Origin of the sequence: Thalassobaculum sp. (assembly GCF_040219215.1) — a bacterium.
In the GTDB taxonomy this organism is placed as follows: Bacteria; Pseudomonadota; Alphaproteobacteria; order Thalassobaculales; family Thalassobaculaceae; genus Thalassobaculum_A.
In genome coordinates, this window is the sequence record NZ_JAVJSX010000024.1 from 25,106 (window position 1) to 51,195 (window position 26,090).

28 protein-coding genes, 1 other RNA gene and 1 pseudogene are annotated in these 26,090 nt (G+C 67.5%); 12 read left to right on the forward strand and 18 right to left on the reverse strand.

What is annotated here, in order from left to right; translation table 11 throughout:
* Positions 1 to 154: 154 nt before the first annotated feature.
* From tolB to RIC54_RS17245, 9 genes and pseudogenes are all read right to left on the reverse strand, one after another.
* Positions 155 to 1,495: a Tol-Pal system beta propeller repeat protein TolB gene (gene tolB, locus RIC54_RS17205; RefSeq protein WP_502989668.1), complete on the reverse strand. Its 1,341-nt coding sequence runs from the start codon at positions 1,493 to 1,495 to the stop codon at positions 155 to 157.
* Positions 1,496 to 1,542: 47 nt separating this feature from the next.
* Positions 1,543 to 2,805: a cell envelope integrity protein TolA gene (tolA, locus tag RIC54_RS17210; RefSeq protein WP_350089335.1), complete on the reverse strand. Its 1,263-nt coding sequence runs from the start codon at positions 2,803 to 2,805 to the stop codon at positions 1,543 to 1,545.
* A gap of 15 nt (positions 2,806 to 2,820) precedes the next feature.
* On the reverse strand, positions 2,821 to 3,270 hold the full coding sequence (tolR, locus tag RIC54_RS17215; RefSeq protein WP_350090638.1) for a protein TolR: 450 nt from the start codon (positions 3,268 to 3,270) through the stop codon (positions 2,821 to 2,823).
* Between the two features lie 15 nt (positions 3,271 to 3,285).
* Positions 3,286 to 4,017, reverse strand: coding sequence for a protein TolQ (gene tolQ, locus RIC54_RS17220; RefSeq protein ID WP_350089338.1), 732 nt, complete (start codon positions 4,015 to 4,017; stop codon positions 3,286 to 3,288).
* Between the two features lie 17 nt (positions 4,018 to 4,034).
* Positions 4,035 to 4,487 carry a tol-pal system-associated acyl-CoA thioesterase gene (gene ybgC, locus RIC54_RS17225; RefSeq protein WP_350089341.1) on the reverse strand — a complete coding sequence of 151 codons (453 nt, stop codon included), beginning with the start codon at positions 4,485 to 4,487 and terminating at the stop codon, positions 4,035 to 4,037.
* Positions 4,480 to 5,553 carry a Holliday junction branch migration DNA helicase RuvB gene (gene ruvB, locus RIC54_RS17230; protein WP_350089344.1) on the reverse strand — a complete coding sequence of 358 codons (1,074 nt, stop codon included), beginning with the start codon at positions 5,551 to 5,553 and terminating at the stop codon, positions 4,480 to 4,482. Before ruvB ends, ybgC begins: the two co-directional genes overlap by 8 nt.
* On the reverse strand, positions 5,553 to 6,179 hold the full coding sequence (gene ruvA, locus RIC54_RS17235) for a Holliday junction branch migration protein RuvA (RefSeq protein ID WP_350089347.1): 627 nt from the start codon (positions 6,177 to 6,179) through the stop codon (positions 5,553 to 5,555). The genes ruvB and ruvA overlap by 1 nt, the downstream gene beginning before the upstream one ends.
* Positions 6,180 to 6,313: 134 nt before the next feature.
* Positions 6,314 to 6,772: pseudogene (ruvC, locus tag RIC54_RS17240) on the reverse strand (crossover junction endodeoxyribonuclease RuvC); the annotation flags it as partial.
* A gap of 63 nt (positions 6,773 to 6,835) precedes the next feature.
* Positions 6,836 to 7,582, reverse strand: a complete 747-nt coding sequence (locus tag RIC54_RS17245; RefSeq protein ID WP_350089350.1) for a YebC/PmpR family DNA-binding transcriptional regulator — start codon at positions 7,580 to 7,582, stop codon at positions 6,836 to 6,838.
* Positions 7,583 to 7,905: 323 nt separating this feature from the next.
* On the opposite strand from RIC54_RS17245, the gene RIC54_RS17250 reads away from it, so the two are divergent.
* Positions 7,906 to 8,922, forward strand: coding sequence for a hydroxyacid dehydrogenase (locus tag RIC54_RS17250; protein ID WP_350089353.1), 1,017 nt, complete (start codon positions 7,906 to 7,908; stop codon positions 8,920 to 8,922).
* A 7-nt stretch (positions 8,923 to 8,929) separates the two neighbouring features.
* Here RIC54_RS17250 and RIC54_RS17255 read toward each other — a convergent pair whose 3' ends face one another.
* The 5 genes from RIC54_RS17255 to RIC54_RS17275 all read right to left on the reverse strand — a co-directional run bounded on the left by RIC54_RS17255 (position 8,930) and on the right by RIC54_RS17275 (position 11,127).
* The gene (locus RIC54_RS17255) at positions 8,930 to 9,742 is read right to left on the reverse strand and encodes a TIGR00282 family metallophosphoesterase (protein WP_350089356.1); all 813 of its coding nucleotides are present in this window, start codon (positions 9,740 to 9,742) and stop codon (positions 8,930 to 8,932) included.
* A 5-nt stretch (positions 9,743 to 9,747) separates the two neighbouring features.
* Complete coding sequence (locus RIC54_RS17260) at positions 9,748 to 10,362, reverse strand: 5-formyltetrahydrofolate cyclo-ligase (RefSeq protein WP_350089359.1); 615 nt, start codon at positions 10,360 to 10,362, stop codon at positions 9,748 to 9,750.
* 33 nt (positions 10,363 to 10,395) lie between these two features.
* Positions 10,396 to 10,557: non-coding RNA, 6S RNA (ssrS, locus tag RIC54_RS17265), on the reverse strand.
* An 11-nt stretch (positions 10,558 to 10,568) separates the two neighbouring features.
* The gene (locus RIC54_RS17270) at positions 10,569 to 10,898 is read right to left on the reverse strand and encodes a cell division protein ZapA (protein ID WP_350089362.1); all 330 of its coding nucleotides are present in this window, start codon (positions 10,896 to 10,898) and stop codon (positions 10,569 to 10,571) included.
* Positions 10,899 to 10,902: 4 nt separating this feature from the next.
* Positions 10,903 to 11,127: a hypothetical protein gene (locus RIC54_RS17275; RefSeq protein ID WP_350089366.1), complete on the reverse strand. Its 225-nt coding sequence runs from the start codon at positions 11,125 to 11,127 to the stop codon at positions 10,903 to 10,905.
* A 226-nt stretch (positions 11,128 to 11,353) separates the two neighbouring features.
* Between RIC54_RS17275 and tkt the strand changes: the two genes are divergently transcribed.
* From tkt to rpmE, 10 genes are all read left to right on the forward strand, one after another.
* Positions 11,354 to 13,381 (forward strand): transketolase, encoded by a 2,028-nt coding sequence (tkt, locus tag RIC54_RS17280; protein ID WP_350089370.1) that lies wholly within the window; start codon positions 11,354 to 11,356, stop codon positions 13,379 to 13,381.
* 70 nt (positions 13,382 to 13,451) lie between these two features.
* Positions 13,452 to 14,462, forward strand: a complete 1,011-nt coding sequence (gene gap, locus RIC54_RS17285) for a type I glyceraldehyde-3-phosphate dehydrogenase (RefSeq protein ID WP_350089373.1) — start codon at positions 13,452 to 13,454, stop codon at positions 14,460 to 14,462.
* A gap of 54 nt (positions 14,463 to 14,516) precedes the next feature.
* Positions 14,517 to 15,446: a class I fructose-bisphosphate aldolase gene (locus tag RIC54_RS17290; RefSeq protein WP_350089376.1), complete on the forward strand. Its 930-nt coding sequence runs from the start codon at positions 14,517 to 14,519 to the stop codon at positions 15,444 to 15,446.
* Between the two features lie 14 nt (positions 15,447 to 15,460).
* On the forward strand, positions 15,461 to 16,135 hold the full coding sequence (gene thiE / locus RIC54_RS17295; RefSeq protein WP_350090641.1) for a thiamine phosphate synthase: 675 nt from the start codon (positions 15,461 to 15,463) through the stop codon (positions 16,133 to 16,135).
* A gap of 51 nt (positions 16,136 to 16,186) precedes the next feature.
* Positions 16,187 to 16,753 carry an elongation factor P gene (gene efp / locus RIC54_RS17300; RefSeq protein WP_007677085.1) on the forward strand — a complete coding sequence of 189 codons (567 nt, stop codon included), beginning with the start codon at positions 16,187 to 16,189 and terminating at the stop codon, positions 16,751 to 16,753.
* 74 nt (positions 16,754 to 16,827) lie between these two features.
* The gene (locus RIC54_RS17305; RefSeq protein WP_350151249.1) at positions 16,828 to 17,646 is read left to right on the forward strand and encodes an inositol monophosphatase family protein; all 819 of its coding nucleotides are present in this window, start codon (positions 16,828 to 16,830) and stop codon (positions 17,644 to 17,646) included.
* Between the two features lie 91 nt (positions 17,647 to 17,737).
* Positions 17,738 to 18,823 carry an OmpA family protein gene (locus RIC54_RS17310; protein ID WP_350089383.1) on the forward strand — a complete coding sequence of 362 codons (1,086 nt, stop codon included), beginning with the start codon at positions 17,738 to 17,740 and terminating at the stop codon, positions 18,821 to 18,823.
* A gap of 52 nt (positions 18,824 to 18,875) precedes the next feature.
* Positions 18,876 to 20,012, forward strand: coding sequence for an FUSC family protein (locus tag RIC54_RS17315; protein WP_350089386.1), 1,137 nt, complete (start codon positions 18,876 to 18,878; stop codon positions 20,010 to 20,012).
* A 7-nt stretch (positions 20,013 to 20,019) separates the two neighbouring features.
* On the forward strand, positions 20,020 to 21,705 hold the full coding sequence (locus tag RIC54_RS17320; protein ID WP_350089390.1) for a peptidoglycan -binding protein: 1,686 nt from the start codon (positions 20,020 to 20,022) through the stop codon (positions 21,703 to 21,705).
* Positions 21,706 to 21,807: 102 nt separating this feature from the next.
* The gene (rpmE, locus tag RIC54_RS17325) at positions 21,808 to 22,026 is read left to right on the forward strand and encodes a 50S ribosomal protein L31 (protein ID WP_007677058.1); all 219 of its coding nucleotides are present in this window, start codon (positions 21,808 to 21,810) and stop codon (positions 22,024 to 22,026) included.
* A 76-nt stretch (positions 22,027 to 22,102) separates the two neighbouring features.
* On the opposite strand, the gene RIC54_RS17330 is transcribed toward rpmE, so the two are convergent.
* Complete coding sequence (locus tag RIC54_RS17330) at positions 22,103 to 22,540, reverse strand: DUF1465 family protein (RefSeq protein ID WP_350089394.1); 438 nt, start codon at positions 22,538 to 22,540, stop codon at positions 22,103 to 22,105.
* Positions 22,541 to 22,783: 243 nt separating this feature from the next.
* Between RIC54_RS17330 and RIC54_RS17335 the strand changes: the two genes are divergently transcribed.
* On the forward strand, positions 22,784 to 23,257 hold the full coding sequence (locus RIC54_RS17335) for an Hsp20 family protein (RefSeq protein WP_350089397.1): 474 nt from the start codon (positions 22,784 to 22,786) through the stop codon (positions 23,255 to 23,257).
* Positions 23,258 to 23,319: 62 nt separating this feature from the next.
* Here RIC54_RS17335 and RIC54_RS17340 read toward each other — a convergent pair whose 3' ends face one another.
* From RIC54_RS17340 to RIC54_RS17350, 3 genes are read right to left on the reverse strand one after another with little or no spacing between them, the layout of a single operon-like run.
* Positions 23,320 to 23,760, reverse strand: a complete 441-nt coding sequence (locus RIC54_RS17340; protein ID WP_350089400.1) for an acyl-CoA thioesterase — start codon at positions 23,758 to 23,760, stop codon at positions 23,320 to 23,322.
* Positions 23,757 to 24,560, reverse strand: a complete 804-nt coding sequence (locus RIC54_RS17345; RefSeq protein WP_350089403.1) for an alpha/beta fold hydrolase — start codon at positions 24,558 to 24,560, stop codon at positions 23,757 to 23,759. The genes RIC54_RS17340 and RIC54_RS17345 overlap by 4 nt, the downstream gene beginning before the upstream one ends.
* A 4-nt stretch (positions 24,561 to 24,564) precedes the next feature.
* On the reverse strand, positions 24,565 to 25,875 hold the full coding sequence (locus RIC54_RS17350) for an O-acetylhomoserine aminocarboxypropyltransferase (RefSeq protein ID WP_350089406.1): 1,311 nt from the start codon (positions 25,873 to 25,875) through the stop codon (positions 24,565 to 24,567).
* Between the last annotated feature and the right edge of the window lie 215 nt (positions 25,876 to 26,090).

Below are 26,090 nucleotides of genomic sequence, written 5' to 3' on the forward strand. Positions count from 1 at the left end.
CCCGCCCCCTCATTGCGGTCCAGTTGGACCCCGTTCCTCCGGGCCCTGCCTGTGGGTCGGTCGCACGTATCTCCGCCCGGCCCCCGACCTCAAGCGAGGCCCCTTATACTTGTGGAACGCTTGACGAAGCAAGTGGCTCCGTAGACACACAACTTTAGCGCAACAACGGACTCCAGGCCGGGTCCGAAGCATCCAGAGGCGTAACCACCTCGCGTTCATTGTATCCGGTGAGATCGATCGTGAACAACTTGGTCTCACCGCCCCGTCCGGCGGAATCGGTGCGCTGCTGCTTGAAGTAAACCAGCACCCGCCCGTTCGGAGCCCAGCTCGGGGCTTCCATCAGGTATCCACCGGCGATCAGGCGCTCGCCCGACCCGTCGACCCGCATCACGCCAATGTGGAACTGCCCACCGGCGATTTTCGTGAACGCGATCAGATCGCCGCGCGGCGACCACACCGGCGTGGCGTACCGGCCCTGTCCGAAGCTGATCCGCTTTACGCCGCCACCGTTCGAATCCATCACATAGAGCTGCTGGGCGCCGCCGCGGTCGGAGTTGAAGACCACCTGGGTTCCGTCGGGCGAGAAGCTTGGCGACGTGTCGATCGACGATGAGTTGGTCAGCCGCGTGACGCGGCGGGTCCGCAGGTCCATCTTGTAAACGTCGGTCACACCGTCGCGCGCCAGGCTCATGATCACCTGGTTGCCGTCGGGCGAGAACCGAGGGGCGAAAGTCATCCCCGGGAAATCGCCGAGCACCTCCTGCTGGCCGGTGTCTAGGTTGAAGATGTAGACCCGCGGCTTGTTGTTGTAATAGGCGAGGTACGTGATCTCCTGGTGGGTCGGCGAAAACCGCGGGGTCAACACAAGGGTGCCGCCGTCGGTCAGGAACTTATGGTTCGCCCCGTCCTGATCCATGATGGCGAGTTGCTTCTTGCGCCGGTTCTGGGCGCCGCTCTCGGCGATGTAGACGATCCGGCTGTCGAAGTACCCGTCCTCGCCGGTGAGTCGCTTGTAGATCAGGTCGGCGATGATGTGCGCTGCCCGGCGCAGCGACTCCGGGATCACCGTCAGGGTGGTGCCGGTCATGTACTGCTCGGCGAACACGTCCCAGAGCCTGAACTCGACCCGTACCTGGCCCTGACCGATCTCGGTCACCCGGCCGTGCACCAGCGCCTGCGCGTTGATCAGGCGCCAGTCCCCGAACCGCGGCACCACGTCGAACTGCAGGTCGGTCTGGATGAACGCGTTCTGGTCGATCGGCTTGAACAGGCCGGAACGCTCCAGGTCGGCGCGGATGATGCCGGCGATCTCCCGGCCGATCCGGGTCGGCTCGATGCCCTCGCCCCTGAAGTCGGCGATCGCCACCGGCAAGGGTTCGACCCGGCCCTGGGTGATGTCGATCCTCAACTCTGCCGCAGCCGGCTTGGCGAAGCCGCCCACGGTGCCGGCCGCCAGCCCGCCGGCCAGCGCGCTGCCGAGGACGAGCCGGCCCATGTCGCGGCGCGATACCGTCGCCACCGGGCGGGCGGGCGTGTTGGCGGTCAAGACAACATGTCCTTCGGGTCGAAGGTGATCGTGAAGCTTTTCCATGTCTCGTACTTCTCCGGCGGGAGGTTGAGAGGTGTGCAGGATGGATTGCGCAGGGCACGCAGTGCGGATTCCGCTGCGGCCCGGAAGAACGGGTCGGTGCGCAGTCGGTTCGAATCGAGAATCTCGGCGTCGCGCACCGTCCGATCGGCGTTCATGCGGACGCGGATCTCGACCAGCAGCGATTCGCCCTGCTTCGCGCCGGCCGGCACCAGCCAGCAACGCGCGATCTGCTGACGGATCGCGTCCATCTCCGATACCGACAACGGCCGATCGGAGTCGAAGTTCGAGGTTCGCGCGGTCGAATCCTGGGTCTTCGGTGCGTTCTGGGTCGTCTGCGTCGGATTCGACGTGCTTTCCTTCATCTTCTGGACGGTTTTCAGCACGCTCAGGAAATCGTCGGTCTTGTCCTGCTGCTTCTCTTTCTCGGGCGACGGAGGCGTCGGCTTGGCCGCCTGCTGCTGCTCCGGACGCTTCGGCGGTGTCGGGCGCGATACCGGCAGGGGTGGCGCCGGGGTCGCATCCGCTGCGGTCACCGCCTCGGGCTGGGGCTTCGCTGGCTCAGTTTTCGGCGGTGCCGGCTTCGCAACTTCCTGCGGCTTCGGCGCTTCCGGTTCCGGCTTCTTGACCTCCTCAGGCTTCGGCGCTTCCGGCTCCGGCTTCTTGGCTTCCGGCGGCTTCGGCTTGGGCAGCGGAATGGCGTCGGGCTGAGGTTCCGGCTGCTTGGGCTCCTTCGGCTTCGGCAACGGCACGGGCTCGGCCTTCGCAACCGCTTCCGGCTTCGGCGCGGGAACCCGTTCGGCGGGCGACGGCGTCTGGGTCGGCGCCGGCTCGACCTTCGGTGGCTCGGCCGGTGGGGCGGTATTGCGCGCGGTCTGCGGCTTGGGCGGTTCGGCCTTCGGAACCTCGACCTTGGGCGCCTCGACGCGCGGCGGCTCGATCTTCGGCGCCGGCGGCGGGGTCGCCGAGTTGGCGGGCGGCGGCGGCGGTGTCTTTGGCGAGTCCGGCTTGGCCTTCGTGCTTGGCGTCGGGGCGTCGGGCTTCGGGGCATCGGCCACCGGCGGCGGCGCGTTGGTCACCGAGCCAATGGTGACGACATCGACCACGACCAGGCGGTCCTCGATCGGCCGCGGGCGCACGAGTTCCGGCAGCCCGATGATCGCAAGCAGGACCAGCGCCACATGGAAGACAACCGACAGCGTCACACCGCGGGTCATGACCGCCTCGTCAGCTCAAGGCTTGGGGTTGGCAGGGGTTGCCGGCTCGGGCAGTTCGGCCAGCAGCGCCACCCGGGTGAAGCCGGCGGCACTCACCATCCCCATCACTTCCATGACCGCCCCATAGGCGATGCGCCGGTCGCCACGAACGAAGATCCGGGTGTCGGGCTTGGCACCGGTGACCGCCACCAGCCTCGGCACCAGTTGCTCGGCCGCGACCGCACTTTCCTGAAGGTAGATGCTGCCGTCGGCCCGTACCGTCACCACCAGCGGCTCGACCTCGTCGGTCAGCTGCGCTGCTTCGGTTTTCGGCAGATCGACCGGCACGCCGACCGTCAGCAGGGGGGCGGTGACCATGAACACGATGAGCAGCACCAGCATCACGTCGACGAACGGCGTGACGTTGATCTCGCTCAACGGCCTGTATCGACGCCGCCCGTTCCCACTGCCTCGTGCGTTCAGCATTGGCGCTGCCACGGCTCAGTTCCCCTCGTCGAGCTGGCGCGACAGGATCGATCCGAACTCCAGCGCGAACCCCTCGAGCCGCGCGGCGTAGCGCCCGAGGTCGCTGGAGATCTTGTTGTAGAAGATGACCGCCGGAATTGCCGCGACCAGGCCGAGCGCCGTCGCGAACAGCGCCTCGGCGATGCCCGGGGCGACCACCGCGAGACTGGTGTTCTTCGAAGCGGCGATCGACTGGAAGCTGTTCATGATGCCCCAGACCGTGCCGAACAGGCCGATGAACGGCGCCGTCGACCCGACCGACGCCAGGAACGTCATGCGCTTTTCCAGCGCTTCCATCTCACGCGAGATCGTCAGCGACATCACCTGGTCGATGCGGTGCCGCAGGCTGGCGCGCAGTTCGGTACCCTTCGACGTCAGCCCACGGGCGGCCGAGCGCCGCCATTCGCGCATGGCCGACGAGAACACCGCCGCCATCGGGTCTTCGGGGTGGTTCCCCATGCGGTCATACAGGTCCTCGAGCGAACCGCCCGACCAGAACGCCTCCTCGAACTCGACGGCGCGCCGCCGCAGCGACCGCACCTTGAACCATTTGTCGAAGATGATCGCCCAGCAGAACACCGAGGCGAACAGCAGCATGCCCATGACCCCCTTCACGATCGGGTCCGCCGCCAGGAACAAGTCCCAGATGTTCAAGTTGGAAGCTCCGGCCGCGGCGGCCCCAAGCGCGATCTGTGCCGTCTGATCCATCAATCCCTCGTTGCTGATTACGCGGCACCCGCGGCCCGGTCGAAGGCGTCGCGCACCGGATTCGGCACCCGAACCGGTCGACCCTTGCCGTTCACGCAGGCGATGGTGAGTTCCAGGGCAACCAATGTCCCTTCCTCACCCTGCCGGTGGACCGTCTGCTCGGCCTCGATCGCGGCCCCCCGCCAACCGGTCATCCGGGTCCGGATCTCCAGCGCGTCGTCAAGGCGCGCCGGGGACCGGAAGTCGATCGTGCAGCGGCGCACGATGAACATCACGTCGTTCTCTTCGCGCAGGCGCGACTGGTCGATGCCCAGGCGCCGCAGCGTTTCGGTCCGCGCCCGCTCCGCGAACCGCAGATAGTTGGCGTGATAGACGATGCCGCCGGCGTCGGTGTCCTCGTAGTAGACCCGCACCGGCAGGCGGAACTCCCCGCCGGCCAGCGGCCCGGTCGCCGCCGCAGGATCAAGCATCGTCGCCCTCCCCCTCGTCCGGCAGCAGTTCAAGCTGCGCGGCCGCGACCGCGGTCGGGGTGAGGCCCAGGTACCGCCATCCGGCCGCCGACAGGATGCGGCCGCGCGGCGTGCGCTGGAGCAGTCCCTGCTGCATCAGGTAGGGTTCGATCACTTCCTCGATCACGTCGCGCTGTTCGCCAAGAGCCGCGCCCAGCGTCTCCGCACCGACCGGGCCGCCACCGTAGTTCTCAGCGATGCACCCGAGATAGCGCCGATCCATGGCATCGAGGCCCCGTTGGTCGATGTCGAGCCGTGTCAACGATGCGTCGGCAATTTCGGCATCGACACGGCCGGAACCAGCCACCGACGCGAAGTCACGCACCCGTCGCAGCAAACGTCCCGCCACCCGGGGGGTTCCTCGGGCACGCCGGGCGATCTCTCCGGCGCCGTCGTCGGTCAGTTCGAAATCCAGCAGCCGCGCGCCGCGTCGCACGATGCTGGTCAGTTCCTCGGTGTCGTAGAATTCAAGCCGCAAGGGAATACCGAAACGCTCACGAAGTGGTGTCGTGATCAGCCCCGACCGGGTGGTCGCCGCAACCAGGGTAAAGGGCGGCAGGTCGATGCGGATCGACCGCGCCGACGGCCCCTCGCCGATGATCAGGTCGAGCTGATAGTCCTCCATGGCGGGATACAGCACTTCCTCTACGGCAGGATTAAGGCGATGAATTTCATCAATGAAAAGAACATCGCGCGGCCCGAGGTTGGTCAGCAGGGCCGCCAGATCGCCGGCCTTGGCAATCACCGGTCCGGAGGTCGCACGGAAGTTGACGCCCAGCTCACGGGCCACGATCTGGGCGAGCGTGGTCTTGCCGAGGCCGGGCGGGCCGAACAGCAGGACATGGTCCAGCGCCTCGCCACGTCCGCGCGCCGCATCAACGAAGATCCGCAGGTTCTGGCGGACCCGCTTCTGGCCCACGAAGTCGTCCAGCGTCTGCGGACGCAACGTAGTCTCGCCGAGGTCCTCGGGCGCGCGGTCACCGGCAATCAGCCGGTCTGCCGCCGCATCCGGATCGTCGTCGACCATCACGCCGCCAGCTCCTTCAGCGCCAGCGTGATCAGCTTGTCGAGGGCGACGCCTTCACCCAGTGCCTGCCGGGCGGTGGAGACGGCACCGTACGCCTCGGCCCGGCCATACCCCAGGTTCGACAGGGCGGAGACCGCATCGGCCACGGCATCGTCCCCCGGCTGGCCGGCAACCGCCGCCGCCCGCGCCGGGCCGGTCGCATCGGCGCCAAGCCCGAGGGCGACGTTGACGGTCTTGTCCTTCAGCTCGTTGACGATCCGCTGCCCCAGCTTCGGTCCCACACCGTCGGCGCGGGTCAGCATCACCCGGTCCTGGGCGGCAATCGCGGTGAACACATCTTCCGGCGACAGCACCGACAGGATCGACAGCGCGTGCTTGGCGCCGACGCCCTGCACGGTCTGCAGCATCCGGAAGCACGTGCGCTCGGCGGCCGACGCAAAGCCGTACAGGTGGATGTGATCCTCTCGGACATGGGTATCGACCAGCACCGACACGGCGGAACCGGGCTCGCCGAGCGCCGTCAGCGTGCGGGCCGACGCAAACACCAGATAGCCGACACCGCCGACGTCGATCACCGCCATGCCGTCGGCGGTCGAGTCGAGCAGCCCCTTGAGTTTGGCGATCACGATCCGGCCCCTCCGGCTTCCCGGGCGAGCGCCGCCGCGATGGCGCGCTGCAGACCGGGCTGGATGTTGGAACCCGCCGCCGACTTTCGGGTCGCCAGACCGGCTTCCACACCGTAGGCGCCGCGCGCCTGGATGAAGTGGGCGTGGCAGACCGCGACGGCCAACGCGTCGGCCGCATCGGCGCCGGCGATACGGGCCCCCGGCAGAAGCGTCGTGATCATCGCCTGAACCTGTTCCTTGCTGGCGCTGCCGGTGCCGACCACCGATTTCTTCACCCGCTTGGGCGCGTACTCGGAAACCGGCAGCCCGGCCTTGGCAGGCGCCAGCAGCACCACGCCCCGGGCGAGGCCCAGCTTCAGGGTCGACTCCGGATTGCGGTTGACGAAGGTCTCCTCCACCGCCGCCTCCGACGGGTTCCAGCGTTCGATCAGGTCGAGCACGCCGTCGTAGAGCTGGACCAGACGTGTGGCGATCGGCGCGTCGCCGTCGGAGTGCACGGTACCGTCGGCGACGTGCCGCAGCGCGTGACCGTCCATCTCGATCACACCCCAACCGGTGTTGCGCAGGCCGGGGTCGAGCCCGATCAGCCGCATCCAGGCCCTCCTTGGTCGGCGCCGATATCGCCGGAACGCTCCACCAGGGAACGTCCGGGCCGTTCAGGCCGTCAGTTTCACCATGATGTCGTCGGCGATCTCGAAATTGGCCGAGACCTGCTGGACGTCGTCATTGTCTTCGAGCGTGTTGAACAGCTTGAGCAGGGTGCCCGCCTGGTCTTCGTCGACCGCGATCGTATTCAGCGGCTTCCAGGTGAACTGCGCCGACTGCGCGCTGCCGAGGCTTTCCTCAAGCGCGTCGCGCACGGCGATGAAGTCCTCCACCGCGCAGGTGATCTCGTGCTCGGTCTCGCTTGACTCAGCGTTCTCGGCTCCTGCCTCGATCGCCGCCTCCAAGATCGCGTCGGGCGTACCCGCTTCGGCCGGGTAGATGATCTGGCCGACCCGGTTGAACATAAACGACACCGAGTTGGTCTCACCAAGGTTGCCGCCGTACTTCGAGAACGCCGAGCGCACTTCCGATGCCGTGCGATTGCGGTTGTCGGTCAGGGTGTCGACGATCAGCGCGACGCCCCCTGGTCCGTAGCCCTCGTAGCGAACGTCCTCGTAGTTGCTGTCGTCACCGCCGCCCGAGCCCTTCTTGATGGCACGCTCGATGTTGTCCTTCGGCATGTTCTCCTTGCGCGCGGCAAGGATCGCCGAGCGCAGCGCCGGGTTCGCCGCGGGGTCGTCGCCGGCCTTGGCGGCGATCTGCAACTCGCGGGTCAGGCGCGTGAAGATCTTGGCGCGCTTCTTATCCTGCGCGCCCTTGCGATACATGATGTTCTTGAACTGGGAATGACCAGCCATCTCATACACTCCCGGCCGCGACGCATCGTGCCGCGGGCGCTGCTTTGATACCATATGTAGGGGTCTGGCGCATCATCGCGCAAGGCGATGCGCGCCGCGACCGAACGCCGAATCGGCGCCGACGCGCTTCTACCACGCGGACTCGGCTCCGTCGCGCGGTAATGGTGTTTCGATCGGACGGACCGCGAGGGCATGGCGGAAGCCGACACCGGCATGCCATCATCCTCGCCACATGGCGGCGCTTCGTCCGTCCGTTTCCCCGCCTCGATCTGCGAATGCAACGACATTGCGGCTCGCGACACCAATGAAGGACGACCGATTCAATGCGACATCAGGTGCTGCTGATTGACCCGCTCTATCACATCGGCGGTGAGCGGGCGCTGCGCGAGCAGGTCGACGTCACCCTGCTGGAGAAGCCGACCCGCATGGCGGTTCTGGATGCGGCCAAGGCCGCGCACGGCATCTGCGGACGCTATCCGAATCGGGTCGACGCCGACGTGATCGAGGCCGCCGAGGATCTGCTGGTGATCTGTTCGTCCGGGCGCGGCACCGACGCGATCGACATCGAGGCGGCCACCCGGCGCGGCGTGACCGTGGTGAACAATCCGGGTTTCGGAAAGGTGCCGGTGTCCGAGCACGCGCTGTTCATGATGATGAGCCTGTCGCGCCACGGCGCGGAGCATGATGCGATGACCCGCACCGGACGTGGCTGGCAGGACCGCCTGGGCGCCGCCAACACCATTCATGACCTGGAAGGGGCGACCCTCGGGCTGGTCGGGTTCGGCCAGATCGGCACCGAGATGGCGCGCAAATGCGCCGGCGCATTCAGCATGCGTGTGATCGCCTACGACCCCTACGTAGCACCGGAGACCGCGGAAACCCTGGGCGTGACCCTGCTGCCGACGCTCGAAGAGGTGCTGGCCCAGGCCGACTATGTGTCGGTGCACGCCGAGTTGAACGACGAGACCCACCACATGTTCAATGACGCCGCGTTCGGCGCCATGCAGCCGCACGCCTGCCTGATCAACACCGCGCGCGGCAAGATCGTCGAGCAGGCAGCCCTGCACCGCGCCCTGACCAGCGGAACGATCCGGGCGGCCGCGCTGGACGTGTTCGAGGTCGAGCCGGTCGGACCGGACAACCCGCTGTGTGCGTTGGAGAATATCATCCTGTCGCCGCATGTCGGCGGGCTGACCGCTGGCTTCGCCGAAGCCAGCGCGATGTCGGTGGCCCAACAGATGCTGTCGGTGTTCCGCGGGGAGTACCCGGAGAACATCCGCAACCCCGACGCGTGGGAGCGCACCAAGCAGCGCGCCATGCGGCTGCTGGCGGGACAATAGGACCGGATTAGGTCGGCATCGCCTGGCTGAGCACGCCGCCGAGGCGGACCGGCTCGACCCGCTCGGCCAGGCCGGTGGCGTCGTTGGTCACCACGAACACGCCGCACAACGTCGCATCGCCATCGGCCGCTTCCAGCCGCGGCGTCGGCAGCTTGCGGGTGAAGCGGTCGATCGGAACGTCCTTCTTCATGCCGATGACGCTGTCGTAGTCGCCGCACATGCCGGCGTCGGTCTGGTAGGCGGTGCCGTTCGCCAGCACCATGGTATCGGCGGTCGGTACGTGGGTGTGGGTTCCGACCACCAGCGACACTCGGCCATCGAAGGCGTGGCCGAACGCCATCTTCTCGCTCGACGCCTCGCCGTGCAGGTCGACCATGATGGCGTCGGCGTCCTGGCCCAGGGCCCAGCCGTCGATCGCCTTTTCGACCGCGGCGAACGGGTCGTCCAGCGGATCCATGAACAGCCGGCACATGGCGTTGATCACCAGCACCCGGTGGCCGCGCCGGCTTTCGAACACGCCCGCCCCGCGGCCCGGTGCGCCCTCCGGATAGTTGATCGGCCGGATCAGTGCCGGATCGTCGGCGATGTAGTCGAGGATCTCGCGCTGGTCCCACACGTGATTGCCGGTGGTGATCACATCGACCCCGGCGTCATACAACTCGGCGCAGATCTTGGCGGTGATCCCGAAGCCGCCGGCCGCATTCTCGCCGTTGCAAACCACGAAATCCGTCGCAAGGTCGCGGATCAGGCCCGGCAGCCGCTCGGTCACGACCGTGCGGCCGGACCGGCCAACGACATCGCCCAGAAACAGGAGACGCACTACCCTTACTCCGAGAAATCGAGGTAGCCGCGCTCGGTCACCACGCCGTCCAGGCGGGCATCCTCCGGTCCGGCCGGCACCGCGGTGACCTCCTGGTCCGCATAGGCGACACCAATTGCCTGGACCGCGAACCGGCCGCGCAGAGCCGCCAGCGTGCGATCATAGAAGCCGCCTCCATAACCCAGGCGTCGGCCAGCGCGATCGAAAGCCACCATCGGTACCAGCAGGAGCTGCGGTTCGACCACGTCCATGTCCTCGGACGGATGGAGCGTACCGTACGGACCGTCGTCGAGAGGTTCATCGCTCTCCCAGGCGCGGAACACCAGGGGTTGCCCCGGGGCGGTGACCACCGGCAACGCGATTCGACAGCCGCGGGCCGACAGGGCTTCCAGGGTCGAGCGGGGGTCCAACTCGTCGCGCATCGGCCAGTATCCGGCCACCACCGTTCCCGAGCTCGGCGCAAACGACGCTGCGATCAGCGACGCAACCCGGGATCCGGCATCGGGCACCGCCGCCGCAATCTCGGCCCGCCGCTTCAGCAGCGGCGTGCGCAGAGCGGTCTTGGCGGCCCGCAACTCGTCCAGGTCGATATAGGCCTCAGCCTCGTCGCAATGAGTCATGATCTCCGGAAAGTCGGTGCGCGGCGTGGATGTGACGGAGCCGCCTCGGCCGTCGGCCAGTGATTACCCTTCTGTGGCCTGCCAAGACAGGTGGGTGCCGCAATGCCGAGACCACGGTCCCGACAGAGGCAGCTCCCTAGAAGGATGGTATCGCCCCAGGGGTAAATGCGACCTTAACGAACCGCGCAGCCCCGTCAGGTCCCAATCTAGGGACCCTCGAGCCGAACGGCAATACGCTCAATGCGTTCGGCGAGCCCGTCCATGGTCAGAGCCAGGTCGTCGAGTTCGCTGGGGCTGAACTCCTCCTCGCCCTCGTCGACCTCGTTGGCGGCGTCGCGCAGGTCGACCAGTTCGTCGGCAACCAGCAGGCTGGCCATCACCATCAGCCGGGTATCGCCGACCTGGCCGACCTGGGACACCAGATCCTTCACATGGGCGTCGACCATGTGCGCCAGCTCGCGCAGACGCGGTTCCTGCCCGTCCTCGCAGGCGATCCGGTAAGCCTTGCCGTTGATCTGGATATCGACCTGGGCCATCGCCTCAGTTCTCCAGCACGATTTCGAGCCGACCGATGGTGCTCTGCAAGCGGCTGTCGACCTCCGCCGCGGTCTTCGACAGCGCCGCGTAGTCGCGCTTGACCGCAAGGAGTTCGGCCTTCAGCGCGGCATCGCCGGCAGAGCCGTTGGCGCCGAGTCCATCGAGTGCCCGCTCCAGACGGGCCACCGCTTTGTCCAGCCTGTCCCGCGCCGTCGCCAATCGCGACATATGGAATGCCCCTTTGTAATCGAGATCGCAACGAACCGAGGCCCCGCATTTCAAGGCATAAGCCCGCGACCTTGAAGCGCCGCATGATACCGGCGGCAGGTCCCGCCCGTCAACGCAACGTGCAGACGCGACGGCCGCCTTGACGCGCAGCGCCTGCGTCGGCATGTTCCGCGCCATCAAGGCGCCGGCCGAGTCCGGCCCGCCCTCCGACCCCGCGACAAGCGCCATGACAACTAAGCCCTCGGCCCGCGGAGCCGCTCTCGCCTCCGGCACCCACAAATCTCTTGCGAACGCGATCCGCGCGCTCGCGATGGACGCCGTGGAGGCTGCCAGCTCCGGCCATCCGGGCATGCCCATGGGCATGGCCGATGCGGCCGTGGTGCTGTTTGCCGAGCAACTCCGTTTCGACCCCCGTCGCCCTGACTGGCCCGATCGCGACCGTTTCGTGCTGTCCGCCGGCCACGGTTCGATGCTGCTGTACGCCTTGCTGCATCTGACCGGCTATCCGGGGATGACGATCGACGAGTTGAAGCGGTTCCGCCAGATCGGGTCCAAGACCGCCGGTCACCCCGAATACGGCGCCGCCCCCGGCATCGAAACCACGACCGGTCCGCTCGGGCAGGGTTTCGGCAACGGCGTCGGCATGGCGATCGCGGAGCGGCACCTGAACGCCCGCTTCGGCGACGATCTGGTCAACCACCGCACCTGGGTGATCGCAGGCGATGGCTGCCTCATGGAAGGCATCAGCCACGAAGCCGCCTCGCTGGCCGGGCATCTCGGCCTCGGCCGTCTGAACGTTCTGTGGGACGACAACAGGATCTCGATCGACGGCCCGACCGACCTGACGCTATCGGACGACGTGCCGGCTCGCTTCGTGTCCTATGACTGGCATGTCGTGTCGGCGGACGGTCACGATCCGCAATCGATCTCGGCGGCACTTGCCGAGGCGGCCGCCGATCCTCGTCCATCGCTGATCGCCTGCCGGACGACCATCGGCTTCGGCGCACCGACCAAGGGCGGCACCGCCGGGAGCCACGGCGCACCGCTTGGCGCGGCCGAGATTGCGGCCACCCGCGAGGCCATCGGCTGGCCGCACGCGCCGTTCGAGATCCCGAGCGACGTCCAGGCTGCAGGTCTTGCGCTGGGCGACCGCGGCGGCGTCGAGAACGACGAGTGGCAGGGCCGGCTCGAGGCAGCCGATCCGGCGGTCCGCGCCGAGTTCGAGCGGGTGATGGCCGGTGAACTGCCGGCCGCGTTCTCCGACGCGGTCCATTCGCTGAAGGCGACCCTCGCCTCCGATCCGCCGAAGCTGGCCAGCCGGGTTGCCTCGCAGCGCGCAATCGAGGCGATCGCGCCAACCCTGCCGGAACTCCTCGGCGGGTCCGCCGACCTGTCCGGGTCGAACAACACCAAGGTCAAGTCGCAGGCGATCATGACCCGCGACAACGCCAGCGGCAGCTACCTGCACTACGGCGTGCGCGAGCATGCCATGGCCGCCGCCATGAACGGCATGGCGTTGCACGGCGGGGTGATTCCGTACGGCGGCACTTTCCTGGTGTTCACCGACTACTGCCGGCCGTCGATCCGCCTGGCCGCCCTGATGGGGATCCGGGTGGTGTACGTGATGACCCACGACTCCATCGGCCTCGGCGAAGACGGCCCGACTCACCAGCCGGTCGAGCATTTGGCAGCCCTGCGCTGCATCCCCAACCTGCATGTGCACCGGCCGGCCGACGCGGTCGAGACCGCGGAGTGCTGGCAGGTCGCGCTGGAGCGGGTCGATGGCCCGTCGGTTCTGACGCTGACCCGCCAAGGTCTCCCGCCGGTCCGCACCACCCACTCCGGCGAAAACCGGGTACAGCGCGGCGGCTATGTGCTGATCGAGGCCGACGGCGCGCGTCAGGTCACGCTGATCGCCACCGGGTCCGAAGTCGACATCGCCCGGAAAGCGCGGGACCTGCTGGCAGCCGACGGAATCGGCGCGGCTGTCGTCTCGATGCCGTGCAAGGAGTTGTTCGCGGTCCAGGACACCGCCTACCGGGATCAAGTCCTGGGGAATAGAACGGTTCGCGTCGCGGTCGAGGCCGGCGTGCGCATGCCGTGGGAAGCCGACATCGGACCGGACGGCGGCTTCGTCGGCATGTCCGATTTCGGTGCGTCCGGTCCCTATGAGGAACTGTACAAGCACTTCGGGATTACGCCGGAGGCCGTGGCCGACGAAGCCCGCCGCCGGCTAGCCGCGCGGAAGACCTGACCACACGGCCGGCGGGCGCAACCGGTTCCGCCGTCGGGGGTTGCTTTTTGGTTTCGAGGAGAAGATGGCCATGGCGACGAAGATCGCGATTAACGGTTTCGGACGGATCGGGCGGCTGGTGTTGCGCGCGCTGCACGAGAGCAAGCGCGACGATCTCCAGGTGGTGTCGATCAACGACCTGGGCCCGGTCGAGACCAACGCCCACCTGCTGCGCTACGACAGCGTCCACGGCCGGTTCTCGGGCGAGGTGACCACCGGCGAAGACTGGATGGACATCGGCCGCGGCAAGATCAAGGTGACCGCCGAGCGCGACCCGGCGAAGCTGCCGCATGCCGAGCTCGGCGTCGATATTGCGCTGGAGTGCACCGGGCTGTTCACCGCCCGCGAGAAGGCCGCCCTGCACCTGGAGGCCGGCGCAAAGCGGGTGCTGATCTCGGCCCCGGCCACCGGCGCCGACCTGACCGTGGTGTACGGCGTGAACCACGACAAGATCGAGAAGGGCCACACGGTCATCTCGAACGCGTCCTGCACCACCAACTGCCTCGCACCTGTCGCCTTCGTCCTGAACAACGCGATCGGCATCGAACGCGGCTACATGACCACCATCCATTCCTACACCGGCGACCAGCCGACGCTGGACACGATGCACAAGGATCTGCTTCGCGGTCGGGCTGCGGCCATCTCGATGATCCCGACGTCGACCGGCGCCGCCAAGGCCGTCGGCCTGGTGCTGCCGGAACTGGCCGGAAAGCTGGACGGCACCTCGATCCGGGTCCCGACCCCGAACGTCAGCGTGGTCGACTTCAAGTTCGTGCCGAAGCGCTCGACCACCGTCGAGGAAGTCAACGCCGCGATCGTCGCCGCCGCCAACAGCAACGCGCTGAAGGGCATCCTCGGCACCAACGAGGCGCCGCTGGTCTCCAGCGACTTCAACCATGACAGCCACAGCTCGACCCTGGACCTGAAGCAGACCCAGGTCGTCGAAGGCCAGCTGGTGCGCGTGCTGTCCTGGTACGACAACGAGTGGGGTTTCTCGAACCGGATGCTCGACACCGCCGCGACCATCGCGCGGACCCTGTAAGCGTCCATCACACATCCACGTGCAGGCGCCTGCCGGATCCCAAGGAGACGACGAATGAAGATCACCCAGCGGGTCAAGAAGATCCTGGACTGCTACGAGAGCGACAACCCCGGGACCAAGGGCAACCTAGCCCGCATCCTGATGCAGGGCAAGCTGGGGGGAACCGGCAAGGTCGTGATCCTGCCGGTCGACCAGGGCTTCGAGCACGGCCCGGCCCGCAGCTTCGCGCCGAATCCGGCCGCGTACGACCCGCACTATCACTTCAAGCTGGCGATCGACGCCGGGCTGTCGGCCTATGCCGCACCGCTCGGCATGCTGGAGGCCGGTGCCGACAGCTTTGCCGGTGCCATCCCGACCATCCTGAAGGTCAACTCCTCGAACAGCCTGTCGCGTGAGAAGGAAGGCCCGTACCAGGCGCTGACGGGCTCGGTCGGTGATGCTCTGCGGCTCGGCTGCTCAGCGATCGGCTTCACGATCTACCCGGGCTCGGACTCGGCGTTCGAGATGATGGGGCAGATCCGCGAGATGGCCGAGGAGGCCAAGTCGGTCGGCCTCGCCGTCGTGATCTGGTCGTATCCGCGCGGCGGCAACCTGTCGAAGGTCGGGGAAACCGCGGTCGACATCTGCGCCTACGCCGCCCACATGGCCGCCCTGATGGGCGCGCACATCATCAAGGTCAAGCCGCCGCAGCCCAACCTTGAGCTGGACGCCGCCAAGAAGGTCTACGAGGCCCAGAAGATCAAGACCGACACCCTGGCCGACCGCGTCCGCCACGTCATGCAGTCGTCGTTCGCCGGCCGCCGCATCGTGGTGTTCTCGGGCGGCGAGGCCAAGGACCTGAACGGCATCCTGGGCGAGATCCGCGAACTCGCCGAGGGCGGCGCCAACGGCTCGATCATCGGCCGCAACACCTTCCAGCGGCCGCGTGACGAGGCCCTGGCGATGCTCGGCCAGATCATCGACATCTACCGCGGCAAGGCGTGAGCGACCGCAACAACATGGGGCTGGGGACGCCCGATGAACGCGTCCCCACCCAGCTCTACCTGATCACCCCGCCACGGATCGACGACCTCGACGGCTTCGCCGACCGGTTGGCCGAAGCGCTTGATGCCGGCCCGGTCGCGTGCCTGCAGATCCGCCTGAAGGACGTCGACGACGACACGGTCCGGCGGGCCACCGAGCGGCTGCTGCCGGTCGCCCACGAGCGCGGCGTGCCGGTGCTGATGAACGATAGCGCCAAGCTGGCGCTGGAGACCGGCTGCGACGGCGTCCACGTCGGCCAGGAGGACACCCCCTACGCCGAGGCGCGCCGTCTGCTCGGTGGCCGGGCGATGATCGGCGTCACGTGCAAGGCCAGCCGGCATCTGGCGATGGCTGCCGCCGAGGCCGGCGCCGACTACGTCGCGTTCGGCGCGTTTTTCGAGACCGCCACCAAGCAGTCGGAGACCCGGGCCCCGCTGGAGATCCTGGAGTGGTGGCAGGACATCGCCCTGGTGCCCTGCGTCGCGATCGGCGGCATCACTCCGGACAACTGCGGCCCGCTGGTCGAGGCCGGCGCCGATTTCCTGGCGGTGGTCGGGGCGGTCTGGAACCGCCCGGATGGGCCGGGAGCCGCGGTCAAGGCCTTCGAGGCGGCGATAGCCCGCAGCATGGACTCCGCGCGTTCCGCCTGATACAAGCCCGCGCGTCCAAGAACACGTCAAATCAGTCACGGAATTCGGGCCATGAAGATCAACGGCAACGCGGTGCGCGTCGGCAACGTCGTCGAGCACCAGAACCGACTCTGGGTCGTCACCAAGACCCAGGCGGTGAAGCCCGGCAAGGGCGGCGCCTTCAATCAGGTCGAGATGAAGGACATCCGCAGCGGCACCAAGCTGAACGAGCGGTTCCGCGCCGACGCCCAGGTCGAACGGGTCCGACTGGAACAACGCCAGGCGACCTTCCTGTTCCGCGAAGGCGACATGCTGACCTTCATGGACAGCGAGACCTTTGAGCAGACGGTCGTGAACGCCGAACTGGTCGGCGATCCGGCAGCGTTCCTGCAGGACGGCATGGTCGTGCAGGTCGAGACCTACGAGGAAGAGCCGCTGTCCGTGGTGTTGCCTGATACCGTGGTGATGGAAGTCGTGGAAGCCGACGCGGTGGTCAAGGGCCAGACCGCGTCCAGTTCCTACAAGCCGGCCGTGCTTGAGAACGGCGTGCGCGTCATGGTGCCGCCGTTCATCGAGACCGGCACCCGGATCGTCGTGAAGCCGGAAGACGCCAGCTACGTCGAGCGCGCCAAGGACTGACGCGTCCCACCGGACGCACGCTGCCGGAGCCGCGCCAACCGGGCGCGCCCGACCTTACCCGCGGGAGATCGCCCATGGCCGTCCGCTCGGCCCTGTACAACGTCGTCTTCAAGGCCTGCCAGAAGGCGTCGCGCAGTCTCAAGCGCGACTTCGGCGAGGACGAGAACCTGCAGGTCTCCAAGAAAGGTCCGGTCGACTTCGTGTCGACCGCCGACCATCAGGCCGAGCGCATCCTGAAGGAGGAGCTCAGCCGGGCGCGCCCGGATTTCGGGCTGCTGATGGAGGAGTCGGGTACGGTCAAGGCCGCCGATGACCTGGGCCGCCGATGGATCGTCGATCCGCTGGACGGCACACTGAACTTCCTGCACGGCATTCCGCACTTCGCGATCTCGGTGGCAGCCGAGGAGCGCGGCGAGATCGTGGCTGGCGCCGTCTACCAGCCGCTCACCGACGAATTCTTCTGGGCCGAGAAGGGCGCGGGTGCATTCCTGAACGACCGCCGCCTACGGGTCTCCGGTCGGCGCAGCCTGCAGGAAGCTGTGTTCGCCACCGGCATCCCGGTGACCGGGCTCGGCGGCGACCATGACCAGTTCATCGCCTACCAGCGTGCCGTCATGGAGAACACCGCCGGCGTCCGCCGGTTCGGCGCCGCGGCGCTCGACCTCGCCTGGGTCGCGGCCGGGCGGTTCGACGGCTTCTGGGAGATGAAGCTGAAGCCCTGGGACATAGCGGCCGGCCTGCTGCTGGTCCGTGAGGCCGGAGGCTATGTCACCGACTATGCCGGCCGCTCCAACGTCCTCGAATCGGGCGATGTGGTGGCAGCAAACGATCAGCTGCACGGCCCGATGCTGAAACTGCTGAAGAACGCGAAACCGAAGGCCGGCGCGGCCTGAGGGCCTGTCCTCCCGGGTACCCCGGCGCTCGGTGTTGTCGAGGCGGGCGCCTCTGGTATAACCATCCGTCGAACGACGACCGGGAGGGATGATGAGGGGACCATGCGCGCTCGCCGGCATAGCGTTCGGTGCGGCAGTGGCTCTGGCGACTGGCTTCGCGTCGGCCCAGGTGCCCTATCAAATCGGCGACAACCGGGGCAGCGTCTCGGTTGATCTTGGTGTCATGGAGAGCCTCGGTCCGACTCCGACGGTTCCGCAGATGCTTCGTCCCGGCACACCGGTCGGCCAGTTCGGTTACGATTCACGTGCGGGCACCCTGGCATCCGTCGACCCGTCTACCGGCATGCGCGCGCATAGCGGCCGTCTCGGCAGCGCGCCGCCCCCGCTGGGTGTCGACGCGGCACCGGCTCCCGACTGGTTGCGCCGACCCGACGCCCCGCAGTACGCACCCTTGCCCGACACCCTGCAGAATCGTTCGACCGCCCCGAGTACCCGCGGTCCGGCCCCGACCCTGAAACCGCCCAGCGCCGCCCGCTCGGCGACGCCCGCTCCGAGCGTGCCGGAGCCGAAGGCCGCACCGCCGCGCACTGCGGCGCCGAGCGTTCCACCGGCGGCCGCGGTGCCCACGCCGACCCCGCCGAAGCCGCCGGCGCCGGCCGCGTCATCGACCCCCGCTAGCCAGACGCCGCCGCCCGCAAAGGCTCCGGAGGCACCCAAGGCTCCGCCCGTACCGAAGATTCCGTCGACGGCATCGGCACCGGTGGCCGCACCATCGCCCGCAAAGACCGAACCACCGAGCCAAGTCGCCGCGGCGACGCCCGGACCGGCTTCTACGCCGCCGGCACCGTCCGCTCAGGGCACACCCGGCGATGTGGTCCGAGTTCCGTTCAATTCGGGTCAGTCAACGTTGCCGGATGACGCAAAGGATGGGCTCGATTCACTGGCCGGCCGCCTGCGGAAGGACGAGACGCTGCGGATCCAACTGCTTGCCTACGCTGATGGCGACGAAGACAACGCCAACAAGGCGCGCCGTCTGTCGCTGTCGCGGGCGTTGGCGGTCCGGGCCTATCTGATCGACAAGCAGGTCCAGAGCACCAGGATGGACGTGCGGGCGCTTGGCAATCGTGCGAAGGATTCCCCCAAGGACCGCGTAGACGTTGTGCTGGTAAGCCGCTGAACGACAATCCGCACGTCGGCGTGGCGACCGCCCAATCCATGGAGCGAGGCTGGTGACCGACCCGCGCCGATATCTGATCCGGATGGTTGCCTTCCTGATCGCCGTCGCTGTGGTATGCGGGGTGCTTGGCGGTCCGCTGGCCGGCGCCTTCATGGCCAACCCGGCGCTCAACGGCGTGATCCTCGGCGTGTTGCTGATCGGGGTGATCTTCATCGCCCAGCAGGTCTTCCGGCTGATGCCGGAAGTTCGGTGGATCGAAGCCCATCGCGCCCACGTAGCCGGCACCTCCATCCAGGATCCGCCGAGCCTGCTGGTGCCGGTCGCCACCCTGCTCGGCGACCGTCAGCAGAACAGCCGTCAGAGCCTGTCGGCGCTGTCGCTGCGCGCGTTGCTCGACAGCATTTCGGTGCGCCTCGAAGAGTCCCGCGATATCGCGCGCTACATCGCCGGCCTGCTGATCTTCCTCGGGCTGCTCGGCACCTTCTGGGGCCTGCTGCAGACCATCGGCGCCGTCGGCAACGTGATCGGCAGCCTGTCCATCGACGGCGGGGATCTCGGCGAGGTGTTCGCGAACCTGAAGATCGGCCTGCAGTCACCTTTGAGCGGAATGGGCACTGCTTTCAGTTCGTCGCTGTTCGGGCTGGCGGGCTCCCTTGTGCTCGGCTTCCTCGACCTGCAGCTCGGCCAGGCCCAGAACCGGTTCTACAACGAGCTGGAAGAGTGGCTGGCCAGCCTGACGCGGTTCACCACCGGCGGTCTCGGGATGGAGGGCGAGCATTCCGCCACCGCGTTCCAGCAGGCCCTGATGGAGCAGACGGCGGAGTCCCTGGACAAGCTGCAGCGCATCATGGCGCGCGGCGAAGACGACCGGCGCAGCGCCAACCACACGCTGCTGTCGCTGGTGGAGCGGCTTGGGGCGTTGTCCGACCGTCTCGACGGCGACCGGGATCTGCTGGAGCGCCTGGTGACGACCCAGGGCGAGCTTCGCCCGATCCTGTCCAGGCTGGCCGACGTGACCGGCGGAAGCCGGGACGAGATCGCTCGCAGCCACCTGCGCAACATCGAGGCCTACATGGCCCGGCTGCTGGAGGACGGCGCGTCCGGCCGGGTCCAGATGACCGAGGAGCTGCGCGGAGAGATCCGGCTGGTCGCCCGCACCATCGCAGCGCTCGGCGAAGAGGATCGCTGAGGCGCGCATGTCGACCTTGGCCCGCCGTCGCCAGCGCGACACCAACATCTGGCCTGGCTTCGTCGACGCCCTGGCCACCCTGCTGATGGTGATCATCTTCGTCCTGATGATCTTCGTCGTCGCCCAGTTCTATCTGACCCGCATCCTGTCCGGAAAGGACGAGTCCCTGGCGCGCCTGACCCGTCAGGTCGCCGAGTTGAGCGAGTTGCTATCGCTGGAACGGGAGACCAGCGCCGAACTGCGGGTCACGGTTGCGCAGCTGTCCTCCGAGCTGCAGATCTCGATCACTGCCCGCGAAGAGCTCACCAACCAGGTCACTCAACTGACGGCAGCGCGCGACTCCCTGGAAGGCCGGCTGGCCGAGCTGATGGCGAGCCGGGCGGTCCTGCAGCAGCGCCTGGACGAGAGCGATGCGGCACGGCGCGGCATCGATGCCAGGCTGTTGCAGGTCCTGCAGGAGCGCGACGCCCTGCTGGGCAAGCTGCAGGCGATTGAGGAGGACGCCGGCGTCGCCGGTGCGGAGCGTGCCCAATCGGCTGCCGAACTGGAGCAGGCTATCCGGGTAATCGAGGCCAATCGCCAGACCATCCAACTGCAGTTGAGGGATCTCGAACGGTTGCGCCGCGACCTGACGGCCCTGCGCGAGGCTCGCCAGACCCTGGAGGACGAGATCGCCGCCCTGGTTCGGGCGCGCGACGCGCTGCAGGCCAAGGCGGAGGCCAGCGAAGAGGCGCGCCAGGAAGCCGAGCGCAAGGTTGTGTTGCTGGTCGGCGAGATCGGCGAGGCCGAAACCCGTATCCAGACATTGACCGAGACCAACGAAGCGACCCGGGCCCGGCTCGCCGAGATAACCGAAGCCCTGACGAAAGCCGACAGCCGGGTCACCCGGCTTGAGACCGACCTCAGCGAGCAACGCGACGTCACAAAGAAGCTCGAGGCCCGGCTGGCCGAACAGACCGAACGCACCCGGCTCGCGCAGAGTGAACTGGAGCAGCGCGACATCAGGCTGGAGGAACTGTTCAGCGAGCAGGAGCGCACCCAGCAGAAATTGACCGAGGAGCAGAAGATCTCCGCTGAATCGAGCCGGCAGGTCGAGCTTCTCAACGCCCAGATCGCCGCCCTGCGCCAGCAGCTTGCCCGCATCGAGGCCGCGTTGGAGGCAACCGAAACGCAGAACCGGGATCAGAAGGTCCAGATCCTCGATCTCGGGCGCCGGCTGAACGCCGCCCTGGCCACCAAGGTTCAGGAGCTGGCCCGGTTCCGCAGCGAGTTCTTCGGTCGGCTGCGCGAGGTTCTGTCGGACCGCGATGACGTCCGTATCGTCGGCGACCGCTTCGTGTTCCAGTCCGAGGTCCTGTTCGCATCCGGATCCGCGCAGATCGGCGAACCGGGAAAGCTCAAACTCGGGCAGTTCGCCGCAACGCTCCGGGAGATTGCGCCACGCATTCCGAAGAACATCGGGTGGATACTGCAGGTCGAAGGACACACCGATACGGTGCCGATTCACAACGAACAGTTCCGCAGCAACTGGGAGCTATCCGCCGCCCGCGCAATCTCGGTGGTTAAGTACTTGGTTGACCAGGGAATACCCGCCGAACGCCTGTCCGCCACCGGATACGGTGAGTACCAGCCGATCGACCCCGCCGACCTGGAGCGCAACCGCCGCATCGAGATGAAGCTGACCCAGCGTTGATCGGGGTTGCGCCCCCGGTCCGGTTCGGGTATCTACCCGCCTTCCGAACGTTCAAGAACCCGTCGGACGCGCAGCACCGCGCGACGGCTGTGGAGAGACGCGATGAAGGCCGATATCCATCCCGACTATCACGAGATCAAGATCATCATGACCGACGGGAGCGAGTACACGACCCGGTCGACCTATGGTGAGCCCGGAGCCGTGATCCGGCTGGAAATCGACCCGAAGTCGCATCCGGCCTGGACCGGCCAGCACCGGATCGTGGACAGCGGCGGGCAGATCTCGCGCTTCAACAAGCGCTTCGGCGGCCTGAAGCTCTGATCGACCTTCCAGTCGACTGATCAACGGCGGCTCTCGGGCCGCCGTTTTCGTTTAGCGTCCTGGACAGTTCAATCGATCACTCGGCCGGTGCCACAGCCGCCGACGCCGACGACGAGACGCGCGCGTCCAGCCGTGCAAGACGGGCGTACAGCTTGCGGCTGGCCGCCAGCAGGGCCCGCAGCCGCTGCGGCAGGTAGGGGTTCGCCTCGCCGCCGAGTTCCAGGCACACCGGCCCGCCATCCAGCCGGTTCCGGGGATCGAGGGCGGCGTCGTGCGACAACTCGCCTTCCTGGATCGCCCGTTGGACCATCACCCAGGCTAGGCAATGCGACAGCCGGGACGTGACCCGGAACGCCTCGCAACTGGCTTCCAGCCGGATCATCATGGAACGATACAGCTTCTCGCCGGACAGGCCCTCGCCGCCCGGAACGCCTGCTCCCCGGCGGGTTGCAGCCAGTTCACGTGCCTCCTCAAGCAGCGCCAGAACCTCGCGATAGGTTCCGTCGAATACCATGACGCTGGGGGCGGGTTCAGTATGGTTAATTTGTTCCGACATCAAAACGAGTATGAAGCCCGATCCGTACACTGCCAACCCCTCTGGCGTTACGAACGTTCCCCCTCTTGACTCGATCCAAGGCCATTCCTACCTCAATCGGCATCGGAGGCGCCGGATGCCGGGCCCCGACAAAACCGTGGTCTGGCCGAACAGGCAGGCCGCATTTTGATGAACCCATATCGCTTCTGAGGAGGATGTGGCATGCGTACCACTCTGGATTTCACCCCTGCTTTCCGTTCCACCGTCGGCTTCGACCGGATGGCTCGCCTCTTGGACCACGCCATGCGGGCGACCGAGGCGTCCAACGCACCGACGTTCCCGCCCTACAACATCGAAAAGCTCGGCGACGACGAGTACCGGGTGACCATGGCGGTCGCCGGCTTCGGTGAGAGCGATCTCGAGATCACCGCCGAGAATGGCCAGCTGGTCGTGTCCGGCAAGATCGAGAAGCCCGAGGACGAGGGTCGCAACTACCTGCACCGTGGCATTGCCACGCGCAGTTTCGAGCGCCGCTTCGATCTCGCCGACCACATTCGCGTGGACGGCGCCACGATCGAGAACGGCCTGTTGCACATCGCCCTGGTTCGCGAGGTGCCCGAGGCCATGAAGCCGCGCAAGATCGCGATTTCCAGCGGTCCGGCGCCGAAGGCGATTGAAGGCAAAAAGGCGGCCTGACGCCGACCGAACGGACTGACCCGGGGCCGGCTCCACTGGAGTCGGCCCTTTTCGTATCGGCTTCAGGTGACCTGGATCGCTTCCATCGCGCGCCGCGCCGGTTCGGGAATCGGCACCGGGCGGTTGGTCGACCGCTCCACATAGACATGAACGAAGCGACCGAAGGCGCACACCGCTTCGTCGCCCCGCTTGAAGACACCGACCTCGTACGTCACCGAAGACGACCCGATGCGCGCCACCCGGACCCCCACCTCGACAACATCCGGAAACGCCAGCGATCGGCGGTACGAGCACCCGGTCTCCACGACCAGGCCGACGACCGTGCCGTCCCGGAAGTCCAGACAGCCCGCCTCGATCAGGTACTGATTCACCGCGGTATCGAAGTACGAATAGTACTGGACGTTGTTCACGTGGCCGTAGACGTCGTTGTCCATCCAGCGCGTGTGGATCATCTGGAAGTGCCGGTAGTCCGCCCGCGACGGGTCCGGTGCCCGCTCGCTCACCGCCCGATCCCCGTCAGGAAGTCGCGCATGGCATCGAGCGTCTCGTCCGGCCGTTCGATCGACATCATGTGGCCGGTTCGCGGCAGTGTGACCGTTCGCCCGTTCCGCAGAGCCTGCACCAGAGGCGCCGCCTGTCGAGCCGGCGTCATGCGGTCGTCGTCGCCGGCGATGACAAGCGTCGGGCACGCCACCCGCGCCGCCGCCGCCAGCGCCCCGGCATAGCCATTGGACGCACGCAGGTCGCTGCCCAGCGGCCCCGCCAGCCCGCGCTCCAGCACCCGGAGCCCGGCACCGGACACCCAGCTTCCCGGTGCCCGGTTGCCACCGATCTGCATCGGCCGCCCGAACCCCCAGCCGATCATGGTCTCGACCGCCCGGTGGTTGCCGGCATCCGCCGCTGACTGCAGGTCCGGATGCACCGCCATGGTCGGGACCACTCCCAGCATCAGCAGGGCCAGGGCGTCGCCACCGCTGCCGGCCGCCGCCTCGAGCGCCGCAAGCGCGCCCATCGAATGGCCGACGAACGCGGCCCGGCCAGCGCCAACCGCCTGCACCGCGCGCCGCACCCAGGCTCCCATGTCCTCGACCGTCGCCAGCGCCGGTCCGGCACTGCCGCCGTGGCCGGGCAGATCCAGCGCCAGCACCGACCAGCCGTGATGGGCGAAGTACCGGGTTTGCATCGCCCAGACCGTGTGATCCATGCCGGCTCCGTGCACGCACACCAGTGCCGGCTTCGCCGGATCGAACGGACGGCCGCCGGTCGCGGCGAAGACGTCCTTGTCATCGACAACGAACCGCATGGCCTTAACCCGCCTTGACGGCGCGAACCGCCGCCCGCAGCGCCTGCTTGAGGTCGTCGATGAGGTCCTTGGAATCCTCCAGGCCGACGGACAGCCGTACCAGATCCTCCGACAAACCCGCAGCCTCCATGGTCGCCGCATCCATCTGCTGGTGGGTGGTGCTGGCCGGATGGATGACCAGCGACTTGGCGTCACCGACATTGGCAAGGTGCGACCACAGCTGCAGCCGCTCGATGAAGGCGCGTCCCGCCTCGCGACCGCCCTTGATCCCGAACGCCACCATCGACCCGGCCCCCTTCGGCAGCAGGGTCGCGGCCAGCGCCTTGTCGGGATGGCTGTCCAGTTCCGGATAGGCGACCCATGACACCTCGTCAGCGGCGGCCAGATACGCCACCACGGCCCGGGCGTTGGCGACGTGTCGATCCATCCGCAGCGGCAGGGTCTCAACACCCTGCAGGATGTGGAAGGCGTTGGCCGGGCTCATGCAGGCGCCGAAGTCGCGCAGACCTTCGGAGCGGGCGCGCATCAGGAACGCCTGCGGGCCGAACTCCTCTGCGAAGTCGAGGCCGTGGTATCCGGCATAGGGTTCGGTCAGGGTCGGGAACTTGCCGGAAGCCTCCCAGTCGAAGGTGCCGCCATCGACCAGCACCCCGCCGATCGCCACGCCGTGCCCGCCAAGCCATTTGGTCGCCGAATGCAGGACGAGATCGGCGCCGTGATCGATCGGCCGGCACAGGTGCGGCGTGGCGAACGTGCTGTCGACCAGCAGCGGCACACCCGCGTCATGCGCGATCTTGGCCAAGGCCGCGATGTCCATGACCTCCAGGCCGGGGTTGCCGATGGTTTCGCCGTACACCAACCGGGTCTCCGGTCGAATCGCCTTGCGGAATCCGTCGTGGTCGCGCGGGTGGACCTTGGTGGTCTCGATTCCGAAACGCGGCAGGGTGTGGCTGAACAGGTTGTGACTGCCGCCATACAACGCCGAGGACGCCACGATGTGGCCGCCCTGGCCCATCAGCGTCGAGATCGCCAGGAACAACGCCGCATGCCCGCTGGCGGTCGCAATCGCACCGACCCCACCCTCAAGGGCCGCCACCCGCTCCTCTAGCACGGCGGTCGTCGGGTTGGAGATCCGCGAGTAGATGTGCCCGGCCCGCTCCAGGTTGAACAGCGAGGCCGCGTGATCGACATCGCGGAACACATAGGAGGTGGTCTGGTAGATCGGCACCGCCCGCGCGCCGGTCGCCGGATCCGGCTGCTGTCCGGCGTGCAGACTCAGCGTGTCGAAGCCGAAGACGTTGCCGTCCGTGCTCATGGTCGCTGCTCCTTGGTGGCTGTTGATGTCCGCCGGGCGGATGGCCGGCAGTCTATCGAAGCGGCCGGTGTTTCGTCTCCGCGAAACCGCCATTCCCCGACACGGTTACGGGGCCGCGTGTTCCGCGGCCCCGTCCGGGCTTTCGCCGTGAGCTCCCTGCTCAACTTGCTTGCGCCGACGCTAGCGAGGACCCCCGCGGCGGTCAAGCCGCTGCA